18 protein-coding genes are annotated in these 14039 nt (G+C 68.6%); 8 read left to right on the plus strand and 10 right to left on the minus strand.

Going from position 1 to position 14039, the window contains the following annotated elements; genetic code table 11:
* Positions 1-10: 10 nt before the first annotated feature.
* Together AC1DMQ_RS05835 and AC1DMQ_RS05840 are read right to left on the minus strand one after the other, a co-directional pair.
* A complete protein-coding gene (locus AC1DMQ_RS05835; protein WP_477032606.1) occupies positions 11-388 on the minus strand; it encodes a response regulator in 378 nt (125 codons plus the stop codon).
* 118 nt (positions 389-506) lie between these two features.
* Positions 507-1226, minus strand: a complete 720-nt coding sequence (locus AC1DMQ_RS05840; protein WP_477032607.1) for a GGDEF domain-containing protein — start codon at positions 1224-1226, stop codon at positions 507-509.
* Between the two features lie 274 nt (positions 1227-1500).
* Between AC1DMQ_RS05840 and purE the strand changes: the two genes are divergently transcribed.
* Positions 1501-1992: a 5-(carboxyamino)imidazole ribonucleotide mutase gene (purE, locus tag AC1DMQ_RS05845; protein WP_477032608.1), complete on the plus strand. Its 492-nt coding sequence runs from the start codon at positions 1501-1503 to the stop codon at positions 1990-1992.
* Positions 1992-3092 carry a 5-(carboxyamino)imidazole ribonucleotide synthase gene (locus AC1DMQ_RS05850; protein WP_477032609.1) on the plus strand — a complete coding sequence of 367 codons (1101 nt, stop codon included), beginning with the start codon at positions 1992-1994 and terminating at the stop codon, positions 3090-3092. Before purE ends, AC1DMQ_RS05850 begins: the two co-directional genes overlap by 1 nt.
* Here the strand turns inward: AC1DMQ_RS05850 and AC1DMQ_RS05855 are convergent.
* Positions 3089-3718: an FMN-dependent NADH-azoreductase gene (locus tag AC1DMQ_RS05855; RefSeq protein ID WP_477032610.1), complete on the minus strand. Its 630-nt coding sequence runs from the start codon at positions 3716-3718 to the stop codon at positions 3089-3091. The two genes, AC1DMQ_RS05850 and AC1DMQ_RS05855, sit on opposite strands and share 4 nt — an antisense overlap.
* A 113-nt stretch (positions 3719-3831) precedes the next feature.
* On the opposite strand from AC1DMQ_RS05855, the gene pdxR reads away from it, so the two are divergent.
* The 3 genes from pdxR (at position 3832) to AC1DMQ_RS05870 (ending at position 6208) form a co-directional block, all read left to right on the plus strand.
* Positions 3832-5253 carry a MocR-like pyridoxine biosynthesis transcription factor PdxR gene (gene pdxR, locus AC1DMQ_RS05860; RefSeq protein WP_477032611.1) on the plus strand — a complete coding sequence of 474 codons (1422 nt, stop codon included), beginning with the start codon at positions 3832-3834 and terminating at the stop codon, positions 5251-5253.
* Positions 5254-5366: 113 nt separating this feature from the next.
* On the plus strand, positions 5367-5819 hold the full coding sequence (locus AC1DMQ_RS05865) for a carboxymuconolactone decarboxylase family protein (RefSeq protein WP_477032612.1): 453 nt from the start codon (positions 5367-5369) through the stop codon (positions 5817-5819).
* Between the two features lie 68 nt (positions 5820-5887).
* Positions 5888-6208, plus strand: coding sequence for a DMT family transporter (locus AC1DMQ_RS05870; protein ID WP_477032613.1), 321 nt, complete (start codon positions 5888-5890; stop codon positions 6206-6208).
* Position 6209: 1 nt separating this feature from the next.
* Here AC1DMQ_RS05870 and AC1DMQ_RS05875 read toward each other — a convergent pair whose 3' ends face one another.
* Positions 6210-6596, minus strand: coding sequence for a RidA family protein (locus tag AC1DMQ_RS05875; RefSeq protein ID WP_477032614.1), 387 nt, complete (start codon positions 6594-6596; stop codon positions 6210-6212).
* A gap of 93 nt (positions 6597-6689) precedes the next feature.
* On the opposite strand from AC1DMQ_RS05875, the gene AC1DMQ_RS05880 reads away from it, so the two are divergent.
* Positions 6690-7394, plus strand: a complete 705-nt coding sequence (locus AC1DMQ_RS05880; RefSeq protein WP_477032615.1) for an aspartate/glutamate racemase family protein — start codon at positions 6690-6692, stop codon at positions 7392-7394.
* Positions 7395-7531: 137 nt separating this feature from the next.
* Here AC1DMQ_RS05880 and AC1DMQ_RS05885 read toward each other — a convergent pair whose 3' ends face one another.
* Positions 7532-8200 carry a COQ9 family protein gene (locus AC1DMQ_RS05885; protein ID WP_477032616.1) on the minus strand — a complete coding sequence of 223 codons (669 nt, stop codon included), beginning with the start codon at positions 8198-8200 and terminating at the stop codon, positions 7532-7534.
* Between the two features lie 180 nt (positions 8201-8380).
* Here AC1DMQ_RS05885 and rpsU point away from each other — a divergent pair, with 180 nt between their 5' ends.
* Complete coding sequence (rpsU, locus tag AC1DMQ_RS05890) at positions 8381-8620, plus strand: 30S ribosomal protein S21 (RefSeq protein WP_085953736.1); 240 nt, start codon at positions 8381-8383, stop codon at positions 8618-8620.
* Positions 8621-8830: 210 nt separating this feature from the next.
* Here rpsU and AC1DMQ_RS05895 read toward each other — a convergent pair whose 3' ends face one another.
* The gene (locus AC1DMQ_RS05895) at positions 8831-9784 is read right to left on the minus strand and encodes an alpha/beta fold hydrolase (protein WP_477032617.1); all 954 of its coding nucleotides are present in this window, start codon (positions 9782-9784) and stop codon (positions 8831-8833) included.
* Positions 9785-9865: 81 nt separating this feature from the next.
* Complete coding sequence (locus tag AC1DMQ_RS05900; protein ID WP_477032618.1) at positions 9866-10648, minus strand: M23 family metallopeptidase; 783 nt, start codon at positions 10646-10648, stop codon at positions 9866-9868.
* A gap of 333 nt (positions 10649-10981) precedes the next feature.
* Between AC1DMQ_RS05900 and AC1DMQ_RS05905 the strand changes: the two genes are divergently transcribed.
* Positions 10982-11332, plus strand: coding sequence for a UrcA family protein (locus tag AC1DMQ_RS05905; RefSeq protein WP_477032619.1), 351 nt, complete (start codon positions 10982-10984; stop codon positions 11330-11332).
* A gap of 93 nt (positions 11333-11425) precedes the next feature.
* Here the strand turns inward: AC1DMQ_RS05905 and AC1DMQ_RS05910 are convergent, their stop codons facing one another.
* From AC1DMQ_RS05910 to AC1DMQ_RS05920, 3 genes are read right to left on the minus strand one after another with little or no spacing between them, the layout of a single operon-like run.
* Positions 11426-12847, minus strand: coding sequence for an NAD(P)(+) transhydrogenase (Re/Si-specific) subunit beta (locus AC1DMQ_RS05910; protein WP_477032620.1), 1422 nt, complete (start codon positions 12845-12847; stop codon positions 11426-11428).
* Positions 12844-13161, minus strand: a complete 318-nt coding sequence (locus AC1DMQ_RS05915; protein WP_477032621.1) for a hypothetical protein — start codon at positions 13159-13161, stop codon at positions 12844-12846. The genes AC1DMQ_RS05910 and AC1DMQ_RS05915 overlap by 4 nt, the downstream gene beginning before the upstream one ends.
* Entirely contained in the window at positions 13158-14033 is an 876-nt protein-coding gene (locus AC1DMQ_RS05920; RefSeq protein ID WP_477032622.1) for a hypothetical protein, read from the minus strand. Before AC1DMQ_RS05920 ends, AC1DMQ_RS05915 begins: the two co-directional genes overlap by 4 nt.
* Positions 14034-14039: the final 6 nt, after the last annotated feature.

A 14039-nucleotide genomic window follows, 5' to 3' on the forward strand; every position in this document is an offset into this window, starting at 1 on the left:
GCGCGAAGGGTCAGGCCGCCGTGCGATAGGCCGGCATGTCGTTCAGCGCCTCGACGACCTGGCGCGGGTGATAGGGCTTGCTGATGAACACCGAGCCCTCCACGCCCTCGACGGCATGACGCGCCTCGGCCGTTCCGGAGATGAACACCACCGGCAGGCGCGGATAGGCCGTGCGCGCCTGACGCGCCAGGGCGAAGCCGTCCTGGCCAGGACCAAGATCGATATCGGTGACCAGCGCCGACAGATAGCCATGCCGACCGATGACCTTCATGGCGTCCAGAACGCAATCGGCGTCCAGCACCTTGAAGCCGCGATCTCGAATGAATTGCGAGGMCGACATGCCGATGATCGGATCATCTTCCACGAACAGAATCTGATGAGCGTTCATTGTTGAAGTCCTCTTGGACCGTAACAACCCCCAGAACGCCTATTGTTTCCAGAATTGGCGAATTTAGGCGCAATCCCGAATATTCTGAAAACTCTTCACATCGCAAAGCGGGCGGCGATCAAGCTTCCTTGCGCACGCGCTTCTTCAGGAACATCGCCGCGTCGGCCTCGGCCAGGGCGACTTCGGGGTCGGCGCCGGCCTCGATCTCGCGCACGCCCCACGAGATGCGCAGCGGCACGGACCACTCGCCCACCTGCACCGGCATGCCGCGCACGGCGGCGGCCAGGGTCTCGGCCTTGGAGTTGGCGGTCTGCTGGTCGGCCTGGACCAGCAGCACGGCGAACTCGTCGCCGCCGATCCGGCCCACCACGTCGCTCTCGCGGACATTGGCCAGCAGACGCCCGGCGACGGCCTTCAGAGCCTCGTCGCCGGCCGCGTGGCCGAAGCGGTCGTTGACGGCCTTGAAGCCGTCCAGGTCGAAGAAAACCAGGCTGGCGGGCGAGCCGTAGCGCTGGGCGAAGGCGGCGACCCGCTTGATCTCGCGCAGGAAGGCCCGGCGGTTCAGCACCGGGGCCAGCACGTCCATGTCAGCCAGGCCTTGCGCCTCGCCCAGCTTGAACTTCAGCCGGGCGACCTCGTTGCGCAGGTCGTCGATCTCGACCATCAGGGTCTTCAGCGCCGACTGCACCTGCGGGGTCAGGTCGGTTTCCGACAGCCCCAGGAAACCGGCCGTGTCGGCCGCGACCACGGCCCGCGCCACAACGGGGCCGGCGGCCTCGGTCAGCGCCCGGCGACGGATGGCCGAGAAGGATTCGGTGCGCGCGCTGGTGATCTTCATGGGACGACGGAAACCACTCGGGGGAATCACTATGCGGTGAAGCTTTGCGTATTTCTGCGTTCTTTCATTAACCATGACAATGGCGACGACCATGTGTCGCAGCGTCGCGGCGCCGCTCTATCCCTGTGGATCGATTGCGGTTTTCACCGGGATCATTCGGTGAGAACGGGCTTTGGAGCCCGGACGCCAGCGGCTATAAGGCCCGCGATTCACGGCCGTCAGGTTACGGAGCGCACTCGCCGCTCCACAGCCGCCTCTAGGGAAATCGTCGCCGATGCCCACCGTCACGCCACCCGTCGCCATCATCATGGGCAGCCGCTCGGACTGGCCGACGATGAAGAAGGCGGCCGACGCGCTCGACGCCCTGGGCGTGGCCTACGAGGCCAAGGTGGTTTCCGCCCACCGCACGCCCCAGCGCCTGGTCGAGTTCTCCACGGGCGCCCAGGCCGCCGGCTACAAGGTGATCATCGCCGGAGCCGGCGGCGCGGCCCACCTGCCGGGCATGGTCGCCTCGATGACCATCCTGCCGGTGCTGGGCGTGCCGGTGCAGTCCAAGGCCCTGAACGGCCTGGATTCCCTGCTGTCCATCGTCCAGATGCCCGGCGGCGTTCCCGTCGCCACCCTGGCCATCGGCGAGGCGGGCGCCAAGAACGCCGGCCTGCTGGCCGTCCAGATCCTGGCGATCTCGGACGCGGCCCTGGCCCAGCGCCTGACCGCCTTCCGGGCCGAGCAGACCGACAGCGTCGTCGAAAGCGTTGAAGACTGATGGCTTCCTCCTCGCCGCCCACCTTCCCTTTGGCCCCTGGCTCGACGATCGGCATCCTCGGCGGGGGACAGCTGGGTCGCATGCTGGCCCTGGCCGCCGCCCGCCTGGGCTTCGACGTGGTGATCCTGGATCCCGAGGAGAACAGCCCGGCCGGCCGCGTGGCCTCGCGCCAGATCGTCGGCCCCTATGACGACCGCTGGGCGCTGAAGCGCCTGGCCGAGGTCTGCGACGTCGTCACCTACGAGTTCGAGAACGTGCCGGCCGCCACGGTGGCCGAGCTGACCGCCCAGGGCGTGCTGGTCGCGCCCGGCGCCAAGGCCCTGGCCGCCGCCCAGGACCGGGTGGTGGAAAAGAGCTTCCTGGCCGAGATCGGCGTCCCGACCGTGGCCTTCGCCGCCGTCGACGACGCGGACGGCCTGGCCGCCGCCGTCGCCAGGATCGGCGCCCCGTCGCTGCTGAAGACCCGCCGCGAAGGCTATGACGGCAAGGGCCAGGCCTGGCTCCAGCGCCCGACCGAGGCCGCCGCCGCCTTCCAGAAGATCGCCGGCCAGCCCGCCATCCTCGAGGCCCCGGCCGACTTCGTGCGCGAGCTGTCGGTGATCGCCGCCCGCGGCCGCGACGGCGAGATCGCCTGCTATCCGCTGTCGGACAACCACCACGAGGGCGGCGTCCTGCGCCGCACCAGCGCCCCGGCCAAGGTCAGCAACGCCACCCGCGACCAGGCCGAGGCCATCGTCGCCAAGATCCTGACCGCCCTGGAATATGTCGGCGTGATCGGGGTCGAGCTGTTCGAGCTGGCCGGCGGCAAGCTGCTGGTCAACGAGTTCGCCCCCCGGGTGCACAACACCGGCCACTGGACCCAGGACGGCTGCGAGGTCGACCAGTTCGAGCAGCACATCCGCGCCGTCGCCGGCTGGCCCCTGGGCCCCACCGCCCCGCGCGCCCATGTCGAGATGACCAACCTGCTGGGCCAGGAAGTCGACGCCTGGGCCAAGCTGGCCGCCGAACCCGAGACCCGCGTCCACCTCTACGGCAAGGGCGAAGCCCGGCCGGGACGGAAGATGGGGCACGTGAATAGGCTGCGGGGGCTGAAGGACTAGGCGTCGGCGAGCGGCGCCGAACTTCGCGTGAAATGCGCCTCCAGCGCCCGATCCGTCCCGCCCCTGGCCACGGCCACGGCGTCCGGACCAGCACCCGTGCCCTGGACCGAGAAGAACGTCAGGTCGTGCAGTCCGATCATCCCTAGGACGGCCTGAAGATAGGGCGTCAGGAAATCGGGCTGGCGCGCGCGCCCGCCGGAGAACTTGCCGCCCGAGGCCACGGCCACGAAGACGGGACGGTCGCGCAGCAGGCCGACCTTGCCCGCCGAAGTGACGTTGAACGTCCGGCGGGCACGGACGACGTGATCGATCCACCCCTTCAGCGCGGCGGGCACGGTCATGTTGTGCATGGGCGTGCCGATGACCACGATGTCGGCCCGCTCCAGCTCCCGGACCAGCGTCTCGGACATGGCCATCGAGCCCGCCTGGGAGACGTCGGCCAGCGATTGCTGGGAGGTGGCGTAGTCCGCGTCGATCGACGGGATCTCGACCCCGCCGATCACCCGCTCGACGACGACCGCCTCGGGATGGGCCTGAAGCAGGAAGCCAAGGATGTTGCGCGAGAGCCTGAGGCTTTCGGAGACTTCGCCGCGCGGGCTGCAGCTGACATGCAGGATCGTTTTCATCGCCGTTTCCAGGTTTGTTCGGCGGTCACGCTAGAGCCTCATGGTCCGAGCCAAAGGTCCATGAACGGCAATTCCAGATAGGCCATGATTGCCACGCGATGGTACGGTCGGCCATGACCGCTCCCAAGCCAGGCAGCATCTCCCCGCTGGATCCCACGGCGGCCGAGCCGTTCTACCGGCAGATTTACGAGCGCTTTCGCGGAGCCATCGCCGGCGGCGTGCTGAAGCCGGGCGACCGGATCCCCTCGGCGCGGGCGCTGACCCAGGAACTGGGCCTGGCCCGAGGCACCATCGACGCCGCCTATTCGCTGCTGGCCGCCGAGGGCTACATCCAGGCTCGCGGCCAGGCGGGCACCGTCGTGACGCCCGATCTCAAGCCGGGATCGCCGCTGCCAAGTCCTCCGCCCCGGCCCGACGCCGGCCCCGTCGCGGTCAGCTTTCGGCCGGAGTCGATCCTGCCGTTCCAGATGGGCCTGCCCGCCCTTGACCGGTTCCCCCGCAAGATCTGGGCGCGGCTGGGCGCGCGTTTTGTGCGGGCCATGCAGCCGTCCGACATGGTCCACCCGCCGGTCTATGGCCTGCCGGCGCTGCGGGCCGAGATCGCCGCCTATCTGCAGGTCTCGCGCGGGATCGACTGCGCCCCGTCCCAGGTCTTCGTGACCTCGGGCTATCGCCACAGCCTGACGCTGATCGCCCAGGCGCTGCTGAAGGCGGGGGATCACGTCTGGCTCGAGGATCCCGGCTATCCGCCCACGCGCGAACTGCTGGCATACCTGAACATCGCCGTCGCGCCCGTGCCGGTGGACCGCGAGGGCATGGACGTCGCCGAAGGCCTCCGGCGCGCGCCTCGGGCCCGCGCGGCCGTGGTCACGCCCGCCCACCAGAGCCCACTGAGCGTCTCCCTGTCCCTGCCCCGCCGCCTGGCCCTGCTGGACTGGGCGGCCCGCGAGGACGCCTGGATCGTCGAGGACGACTACGACGGCGAGTACCGCTATGTCAGCCGCCCGCTGCCGGCCCTCAAGAGCCTGGATCGCGCCGGGCGCGTGTTCTACGCGGGCACGTTCAGCAAGGTGCTGCTGCCCAGCCTGCGACTGGCCTATGTGGTCGTGCCGCAGGCCCAGGTCGAGCGGTTCGAGCAGGTCAGCCAAGCCTTCACCGGCGGCAGTCCGGAGCTGACCCAGGCCATCGTCACCGCCTTCATCACCGAAGGACACTTCGCGCGGCACATCCAGCGGATGCGCAAGCTCTACGCCGAGCGCCGGGAACTGACGGTGGCGGGCCTGGAGAGCGTGCTGGACGGCCGCCTGCGGATCGACGCCCAGCCCGGGGGCATGCACCTGATCCTGCGGCCGCGGGACGAGCTGTCCGACCGTGGCTTGGTGGCGCGGATGCGGGGCGACGGCCTCTACGGGGAAGCCCTGTCGGACTGGGCGCTGGAGGGCGACGGCGCCCAGGCCCTCCTGATCAACTTCACCAACATCGACTCCCAGGCGGTCGCCGAAAGCCTGGGGCGGCGCATCCTGAAGCTCCTGTGACAGGAGCCGGGACCATGCCGATCATGGCCTAGTCGATAAGGCGCTTCATGGACCTTCTTGAGTGGACCATGAAGCGTCACGATCCAGGTCTTCAATCAGACAAGGATCTCGTCATGACCAACCGCATCGACTACGCCAAGGCGTCGCCCGAGGGCTTCAAGGCCTTCGGCGGCGTGTACGCCACCCTTCTCAAGAGCGACCTGCCCAAGGGCCTGATCGACCTCGTCTACCTGCGGGTCTCGCAGATCAACGGCTGCGCCTTCTGCATCGACATGCACTCCCGCGACCTGCTGAAGTCCGGCCTCTCGGTGGACAAGCTGGTGCTGGTCCCGGTGTGGCATGACGCGGGCGGCGTGTTCAGCCCGCGCGAACGGGTCGCCCTGGCCTGGGCCGAGACCGTGACCCGGGTGGCCGAGACCGGCGTCCCGGACGCCGACTACGACGCCGCCGCCGCCGAGTTCGGCGACAAGGACCTGGCCGACCTGACCTATGCGATCGGCCTGATGAACGCCTTCAACCGCTTCGGCGTTACGTTCCGTTCGACCCCCGCCGCCGCCAAGGCCTGAGCCTTCGGCTTTCATGAGAGCCCTTGCCCGGCCGTCACGCCGGGCGAGGCGACGAAAGGATATTTCACATGGCTTGGCTGCTGCTCGGCGTCGCCGGCGTTCTCGAAATCGTCTTCGCCCTCAGCCTGAAGGCGTCGGAAGGCTTCACGCGGCCGGTCCCAGGGCTGCTCACGGTGGCCGCCGGACTGTCCAGCGTCTTCCTGCTGTCGCTGGCGTTGCGCACCCTGCCCGTGGGCAGCGGCTACGCGGTCTGGACCGGCATCGGAGCGGCGGGCACCGCGATCCTGGGCATCGTGATCATGGGCGATTCCGCCACGCCGCAGAGGCTGCTGTGCATCGGCCTCATCCTGGCGGGCGTCATCGGCCTCAAGCTGGTCCCCGCCGGCTGAGTCACGCCGCGGCGATGATCTCCAGCTCGATCAGCCAGTCGTCGGCCAGGGTCTGGACGATGATCGCCGTGGTCGGGATCCGCCGCTCGCCCAGGGCCTTCACCCGCGCCGCGCCGTTGGCCTCCACATAGGCCGGATCGCGCAGGTAGCTGGTCAGGCGCACGATGTTGTCGGTGGTCATGCCGGCGCTGGCCAAGATGGTCCGCAGGTTCGACCAGACCAGCTCCAGCTGGTGCTCCAGGCTGGTCCCCGCCACGCCGTTCGCATCCAGCCCCATGGTCCCGGCCACGAACAGCATCCGGGCCGGATTGCGCACTTCGATGGCATGCACGTAGTCGTCGGTGGCGGCGTAGATCCCGTCGGTGGGATTGTGGATCACGGTGTCCATGGCGGGGCCTCCCGGGCTTTCGTTTTCGCGACTTGGTTCCTAGCTTAGCGGAAAGGCGCGCCGCCGGCGTGACGACCCTTCCTGGAGCGACATATGGCCGAGCAAGCGATGATCGGCCTGATCGGCGGCATGAGCTGGGAGAGCTCGGCCCAGTATTATCGGCTGATCAACGAAGGGGTCCGCGACCGGGTGGGCGGCGTGGCCTCGGCCCGCACCCTGATGTGGTCGTTCGACTTCGCCAAGATCGAGGCCCTGCAGCACGCCGGCGACTGGGACGCCTTGGCCGGGGAACTGGTCGTCGCGTCCAAGGCCCTGCAGAAGGGCGGCGCCGACTTCCTGGTGCTGTGCACCAACACCATGCACCGCTGCGCCTGGGCCATCGACGCGGCGGTGAAGATCCCGCTGCTCCACATCGCCGACCCGACTGCGGCGGCGATCCAGGCGGCCGGCCTGACCAAGGTGGGCCTGCTGGGCACGGCCTTCACCATGGAGCAGGACTTCTATCGCGGCCGGCTGGAGGACAAGTTCGGCCTGGAGGTGCTGATCCCCGACGCCGACGACCGGGCGGCGGTGCACGGCATCATCTATCGCGAGCTGGTGACCGGCCAGGTGCTGGACGCCTCGCGCGAGGTCTACCGCGCCGTGATCCGGCGGCTGGTCGAGCGCGGGGCGCAGGGCATCATCCTGGGCTGCACCGAGATCATGCTGCTGATCGGCGAGGCGGATAGTCCCGTGCCGATCTTCGACACGACGACGCTGCACGCGATGGCGGCGGTGGAGAGGGCGTTGGGAAGGTAAGCTTCGATAGGCCCTCCCCCTGTGGGGGAGGCGATCGCGAAGCGATCGGTGGGGGATATTGTGAGGTGGGATCACTTCCCCCTCCGGCCCATTCGGGCCGCCTCCCCCACAGGGGGAGGTCCTAAAAAGGTTCAGGCCTATCGCGCGCCGTACCGCATCCGCGCCAGCGCCGCCGCCACCTCCGCCGCCAGGTTCATCGGCTTGATCCCGGCCTTCCACTTCTCGAAGGCCATGACGTTGTCGATGCGGCTGTCCAGGTGCTTGAGCGCCGACTCGCGGCCGGACGCCATGTCGACCCCCAGGGTCGAGACCAGGATGCCCGACAGGATCGCCCGCTTGGAGTAGTGATTCTCGTCGGTGGCCGTGTCGCCGGCCCAGCGCCACAGGAGGTCGGCGCTTTCCCACAGCAGGGTCAGGGCCAGCGGGATGTTGGTCGGGAAGGCCAGGAAGGCCGACAGTTTGCGTAAGGGGTCGGCGTCGCGCTGGGCGGCGTCCAGGCGGGCTACGACGCCGGCCCGGATCTTGTCGCGGATCTTGGTCGGCGGCGGGCTCAGGGCGCCCAACGCGGCCAGGGCGGCCTTGTCGTGGCGGCGCGACAGCAGGGCGGCCAGGTCCTTGGGCCCTTGCGGCAAAAGGAGTTTCGCCTCGCCGGCGTTGAGGCCGGCGGCCACGGCGGCGGCGCGGGCCATCCCCGGGTTCCACCCCAGGCGCGGGGCCAGGCGCAAGGCCTCGTCCAGCACCCGTTGCTCGGTCATGTCGGCCCAATCGCCAGGGTCTTGGGAAGCGTCGGCGGTTTTGTCGCTCATGAATCCGAGTCTACACGGGAGTTTAGGCCGCGTCGCCATGGACAGAGGCCCCCGCCTCTGCTATCAGCCGCCCCTCGTCGCCCGGGAGATCCCTTTCCGGGCTTATCAGGTTTTGTTCGCCCGCCCGGCCCCTGAGAGGGACTCGGGAAGATGGTCGGGCCGTCGAATGGAGAGAGACCCCTGGTCCAGATTTTCGTCCGCGACAACAACGTCGATCAGGCCCTCAAGGCCCTGAAGAAGAAGATGCAACGCGAAGGCTCGTTCCGCGAAATGAAGCGGCACGTGCACTATGAGAAGCCGTCGGAAAAGCGCGCCCGTCAAAAGGCCGAAGCTGTTCGTCGCGCCCGCAAGCTGGCGCGCAAGCGCGCCCAGCGCGAAGGCCTGATCCCGATGCCGAAGAAGCCGGTCGGCGCGCGTTAAGCAGCGCTTTCCAGGTTTCTGGAAACACCAAACCCGCCCGGAGCGATCCGGGCGGGTTTTGTTTTGTTCGGGTGAGTGGCTCACCGACTTGCCCCCACCTGGCGGCTTCGCCGCCTGTCCGCCCCCATAGGGGGCGGAGGACGCGCACCGCCGCACAGCTCCTCTTCCCCCTTTGGGGGAAGACGGCCGAAGGCCCGTAGGGGGCAAGTGCTAGCCGCCTGAGCGCCCGCCGACGAACGCCACCGCCTTGACGATATGCCCGGCGAACGTCTCGCCCAGCAGCCGCGTGTGGCTCGCCGCCTCGACGTGATCCACATAGCCGTGCTTGGACCGCTCGGCCGGCGCGGCCTGCATGGCCTTGCGCTTCTCGCGCCCCTTGACCGGCCCCGCCGTGACCACGGCCACCGGCCAGTTCGGGTCGTAGGCCGGCACGGCGACCGCCTGGGCGGCCGACTGGGACCACTGGGCCACCTCGGCGGCGGCGGTGCGGTTGTGGGGGCCGTTGGCGAAGGCCCAGCGCTTCTCGGCCTTGGCGGCCGGCGGCAGGCCGATCTTGTCGCCCAGGCTGGTGTAGACCAGCGGCTTGTAGAGCCCGAGCGACGCGCCGCGCGCCGCCCAGCGCGAGGCCGTCGCGAAGGCCTGGATGAACGGCTTGAACGCCTCGGTCTCCGAGGCGTCGGCCGTGGCGGCGTCGACCAGCACCAGGCCCGCGACCTTGTCCGGATTGCGCCCGGCATATTCGCGCAGGCGCAGGCCGGCCATCGAGTGGCCCACCAGGATGAACGGCCCGGTCTCGCCCGAGGCGGCGACCAGCTTTTCGAAATCGGTGACGATGGCCAGGCCGTCGCGCGGCGTGGGTCCCGGCGGCGAGAAGCCCATGCCGGCCCGGTCGTAGGCGCACGACCGCCAGCCGGCGGCGCTCAGGGCCTGCTGAGTGGCGCCCCAGTCGGCGGCGAAGCCGAAGGCCCCCGCCTCCAGCCAGACCAGCGGACGGTCATTGGACGGTCCTTCGCAGACCATCCGCAGTTGCCGGCCCTCGCCGATGTCCACCATCCGACCCCGCGGCACGGGGTGACCGGCCGCCGACATCAAGCCGCCCACGGCGACGAACGAGAGAAGGAGAAGAGCGAATCCGGCAAGGGCGCGTCCGACGTGTCTGAGCATCCGGCCACTCTAGCCGAGCAAGCATGGCCGTCGAGTGACGGCCGCGTCTAAATCCGGTGCAGCGCCTGGCCTGGCGAAACCTTAGCCGTCGACGACGTTGATCCGCACGCGGACGCGGCCGCCCTTGGCGCGGGTGACCACGCCTTCGCCGTTCGCGGCCATCTTGGCTTTCACGCCGTCAGGCCACCTGGAGACCTGGGCCAGGCGCACCTTGCGGCCGACCTTGGCGGCGGCCTTCAGCGGCAGGTCGCTCTTCTCGGCGAAGGTCTTGCCCATGAACAGCGCCGGGTTCAGCGGCTTGCCGGCCTTGTTGCGCAGTTCGAAATGCAGGTGCGAGCCGGTCGAGCGGCCGCTGCTGCCGACATAGGCCACGGTGTCGCCGCGCCGGACATAGGCGCCGCGCTTGAGGCCCGCGTCGCGGCCCAGGTGGGCGTAGAGGGTGCGGAAGCCGTCCTTGTGGCCCACCTCGACGAACCGGCCGTAGGTGCCGCTGACGCCGCTGCGCATGATCACGCCGTCGGTGGCCACGTGGACGGGCGCGCCGGCCGGGGCGGCGATGTCGACGCCCTCGTGCAGGCGGCCGTTCTCTTCCCAAGGCATCTGGCGCAGGCCGAACGGGGAGTTGACCACATGGCCCGGCAGCGGGGCGTCGAACACGAAGGCGGGCGGCGGCGGGGCCGGCGGCTCGGGCGCCGCGACGGGCGCGATCACCGGGGCCGGCGCGGACTGCTCCACGCCGGCGTTCATCGCGCCCACGGCGGTGACGGCGTTGATCATGCCCCAGACCACGATCGCTCCGCCCAGCGCGGCGAACGCGACGAGCGAATAGGGAGACGACGTTGCGGCCAGGACTCGTGACGCCAAGAGTGATCCTCACAGACGGTCGGTCACTCCAAGAGACCGCGTCGAAGCGCGCTCCCATCCCACGGGTGACCTTTCGGGATGATGAAGGTGCGCCATATGCCGCGCCCATGAGGCGAAAAGGCGGCGCAGCTTAACCATTGATCAAGCATGACCATGATCAGCCGACAGATGATCCGATCTCACATTACAGGAATTTTAGAACATTACTTTGAGTACACTTCTTTAATTACACGTCATGAATGAGACGTAACGAGTATTCGACAGAAGTCGTGAGTATACCTTTGGACATCGGCGCAGGGACGCGCCACCGACATAAACCGAAGGGACAATCCGATGCGCAAGTTCATGACCAGCCTCACCGCCGTGGCCACTCTGACCCTGGCCGCCGTGCCCGCCCTGGGCCTGCTGCAGAACGCCCACGCCGCCGAACCGAGCGTCACGATCTCGCTGGTCGGCATGAACCTCTCCAACCCCGCCCACGCCGCCGAATTCGCCGCCCGCGTCGACGCCGCCGGCGAACAAGTCTGCAGCGCCAAGGCCCGCACCAATCCGGGCGCCGACTTCACCATGGCCGGCTGCAAGGTCGGCGTCCGCGAACAGGTCGCCCAGCAACTGTCCAAGTCGCAACGCCAGGGCCTGCGCATGGCCGCCCGCTCGACCCCGCTGGCCATCGCCGCCCGCTGAGCCGCCTACCGAGCACACGCATGATCCAGACAAGCAAAAGGCCCCGGACGGGAACGTCCGGGGCCTCCTTCTTTTGGACGGTGGATCGAAGCCCTAGAGCCCCTTCACGATCCCCTCGACCATCTTCTTGGCGTCGCCGAACAGCATCATGGTGTTGTCGCGGAAGAACAGCTCGTTCTCGACGCCGGCATAGCCGCTGCTCATGCCGCGCTTGATGAACAGCACGGTGCGGGCCTTTTCGACGTCCAGGATCGGCATGCCGTAGATGGCGCTGGTCGGGTCGGTCTTGGCGGCCGGGTTGGTGACGTCGTTGGCGCCGATCACGAAGGCCACGTCGGCGGTCGAGAACTCGCTGTTGATGTCCTCCAGCTCGAACACCTCGTCATAGGGCACGTTGGCCTCGGCCAGCAGCACGTTCATGTGGCCGGGCATGCGGCCGGCGACGGGGTGGATGGCGTACTTCACCTCGACGCCCTCTTCCTTCAGCTTGTCGCACATCTCGCGCAGGATGTGCTGGGCCTGGGAGACGGCCATGCCGTAGCCGGGGACGATGATCACCTTGCTGGCGTTCTTCATGATGAAGGCCGCGTCGTCGGCCGAGCCCTGCTTGACGGGGCGCGTCTCGACCTTGCCGCCGGGACCGGCGGCCGCCGCGGCGTCGGCGCCGAAGCCGCCCAGGATCACCGAGATGAAGCTGCGGTTCATGCCCTTGCACATGATGTAGGACAGGATCGCGCCCGACGAACCGACCAGGGCGCCGGTGATGATCAGGGTGGTGTTTTCCAGGGTGAAGCCCAGGGCCGCCGCGGCCCAGCCCGAATAGCTGTTCAGCATCGACACGACGACCGGCATGTCGGCGCCGCCGATCGGGATGATCAGGGTGACGCCGATCAGCAGGCTCAGCGCGAAGATCGCCCAGAACGCCCAGATCGCCGAACCGCCCGAGATCACCAGCACCACGACCATGGCGACGATGGCCAGGGCGATGACGATGTTCAGCAGGTGGCGGGCCGGCAGCAGGATCGGCGCGCCGCCCATGTTGCCGTTCAGCTTGGCGAAGGCGATGACCGAACCGGTGAAGGTGATCGCGCCGATCGCCAGGCCCAGCGACAGCTCGATCAGGCTGTTGAGGTGCACATGGCCGTCGGGACCGACGATGCCGTAAGCCGCCGGGGTGTAGATCGCCGCCACGGCCACCAGACAGGCCGCCATGCCGACCAGGCTGTGGAACGCCGCCACCAGCTGCGGCATCGAGGTCATGGCCACCTTGCGGGCGATCACCGCCCCCACCGTGCCGCCGACCGCGATCCCGCCCAGGATCAGTCCGATGGTCACGGGATCCAGCGCGCCCTGTTTCCAGAGCGTGGCCAGGGTGGTCAGCACGGCGATGGCCATGCCGATCATCCCGTTGCGGTTGCCCGACTGGCTGGTCACCGGGCTGGACAGCCCGCGCAGCGCCAGGATGAAGAGCACCCCCGAGACGATGTAGAGGATGGCGGCGAGATTGGCGTTCATTCGGAAGTCCCCATTTCCGGGAGAAGCTTGGAGTTGGCCTTGCGGCCACGCAGGAAGAGCCAGATCGACAGCGCCATACCGCCGCTAGCGATCAGGAAGTTGAAGAAGGTCCGCTCCGCGTCACGCGCGAACAGTAGATGAGCCAGCATTCCGGCCGACAGGCAGAAGTTCAGCGGCACGAACAGCCACCGGACGATCCACCCCTTGGCCATGGGCGGAAGCAAAGAGCCGATCAGCGCCGTTCCGACGAGCAGGCCGGCGAGCAGAAGCGGCAGCAAGGCCATCAGGCGGGTGTCGACAGAGAGGCTGCTCATCGCGCCCCTCCGGACAACCCAGGCGCGGCGTTGACGCCGAACCGGGGTGGATGGCCCGAAGGCAGGCCGGAGAGGTCGTATCGGGGCGGCTCGTAGTGGTTGGCCGCCGTGTAGGGCGCGGCGAAGCGGGGCTGGCCGTCGGATCCGGTCAGTTCGTCCTCGCGCACGAAGAAGGCGTTGGCGCCGGAGAGATTGCAGCCGACCAGGGCGTAGCCCTTGGCGCGGCCCAGGGCTTCCAGGCTGGTCAGGCTGGCGCTGTGATAATTGCCGCCATCCCAGACCCGGTCGGCCTTGTACTGCGCGACGAAGGCGACGGGCGGCGGGTAGGCGGCGTTGTATTCGATGATCACCACGCGCGGGCGCACGGCGGTGATCGCCTCCCAGATCCAGTAGTCGTTGCCGTCGATGTCGATCGACAGCAGGTCGACAGACGCGGGCTTGGCGGCGGTCCCGCCGGCCCAGGAGCCCAGCAGGCCGTCGATGTTCTCGGACGTGACGAAGGCCTTCTGGACGGTCAGCCGGCCCTGGCCCACGGCCACGGCCTGGTGACCCTTGGCGGCCTCGACATACTTGTCCGAGCCGTCCAGCCACAGGCCGCTCCAGCCGGCCATCAGCAGCAGGGCGGTGTTGCACTCCACCCCGGCCTGGACGCCGAACTCGATGAAGCGCCGGTCGCCCTCGCCGATGCGGTTGAAGATCTCCAGGACGACGCCGTCCTCGTCGTTCTGGCTGTAGGTCTTGCGGCCATGGGCGATCAGCCGCCCGGGCTCCTGGGCCCGGGGCGAAGCGCGCAGCTCGTCCCACCAGCGCTCGAGCGCGATGCGCCGGAGGCCGTCGGTCCGATTGGCCATGCGCTTGATGGCGCTGAACATGCCCGA

Source organism: Caulobacter sp. 05L422 (genome assembly GCF_056397765.1).

Excerpts from the sequence above, each read along its gene's own strand:
- AC1DMQ_RS05840 (WP_477032607.1), bottom strand. The coding sequence starts at position 1,226 with ATGAAGATCACCAGCGCGCGCACCGAATCCTTCTCGGCCATCCGTCGC.
- purE (WP_477032608.1), top strand. The coding sequence starts at position 1,501 with ATGCCCACCGTCACGCCACCCGTCGCCATCATCATGGGCAGCCGCTCG.
- AC1DMQ_RS05850 (WP_477032609.1), top strand. The coding sequence starts at position 1,992 with ATGGCTTCCTCCTCGCCGCCCACCTTCCCTTTGGCCCCTGGCTCGACG.
- AC1DMQ_RS05855 (WP_477032610.1), bottom strand. The coding sequence starts at position 3,718 with ATGAAAACGATCCTGCATGTCAGCTGCAGCCCGCGCGGCGAAGTCTCC.
- pdxR (WP_477032611.1), top strand. The coding sequence starts at position 3,832 with ATGACCGCTCCCAAGCCAGGCAGCATCTCCCCGCTGGATCCCACGGCG.
- AC1DMQ_RS05865 (WP_477032612.1), top strand. The coding sequence starts at position 5,367 with ATGACCAACCGCATCGACTACGCCAAGGCGTCGCCCGAGGGCTTCAAG.
- AC1DMQ_RS05870 (WP_477032613.1), top strand. The coding sequence starts at position 5,888 with ATGGCTTGGCTGCTGCTCGGCGTCGCCGGCGTTCTCGAAATCGTCTTC.
- AC1DMQ_RS05875 (WP_477032614.1), bottom strand. The coding sequence starts at position 6,596 with ATGGACACCGTGATCCACAATCCCACCGACGGGATCTACGCCGCCACC.
- AC1DMQ_RS05880 (WP_477032615.1), top strand. The coding sequence starts at position 6,690 with ATGGCCGAGCAAGCGATGATCGGCCTGATCGGCGGCATGAGCTGGGAG.
- AC1DMQ_RS05885 (WP_477032616.1), bottom strand. The coding sequence starts at position 8,200 with ATGAGCGACAAAACCGCCGACGCTTCCCAAGACCCTGGCGATTGGGCC.
- AC1DMQ_RS05895 (WP_477032617.1), bottom strand. The coding sequence starts at position 9,784 with ATGCTCAGACACGTCGGACGCGCCCTTGCCGGATTCGCTCTTCTCCTT.
- AC1DMQ_RS05905 (WP_477032619.1), top strand. The coding sequence starts at position 10,982 with ATGCGCAAGTTCATGACCAGCCTCACCGCCGTGGCCACTCTGACCCTG.
- AC1DMQ_RS05910 (WP_477032620.1), bottom strand. The coding sequence starts at position 12,847 with ATGAACGCCAATCTCGCCGCCATCCTCTACATCGTCTCGGGGGTGCTC.
- AC1DMQ_RS05915 (WP_477032621.1), bottom strand. The coding sequence starts at position 13,161 with ATGAGCAGCCTCTCTGTCGACACCCGCCTGATGGCCTTGCTGCCGCTT.
- AC1DMQ_RS05920 (WP_477032622.1), bottom strand. The coding sequence starts at position 14,033 with ATGTTCAGCGCCATCAAGCGCATGGCCAATCGGACCGACGGCCTCCGG.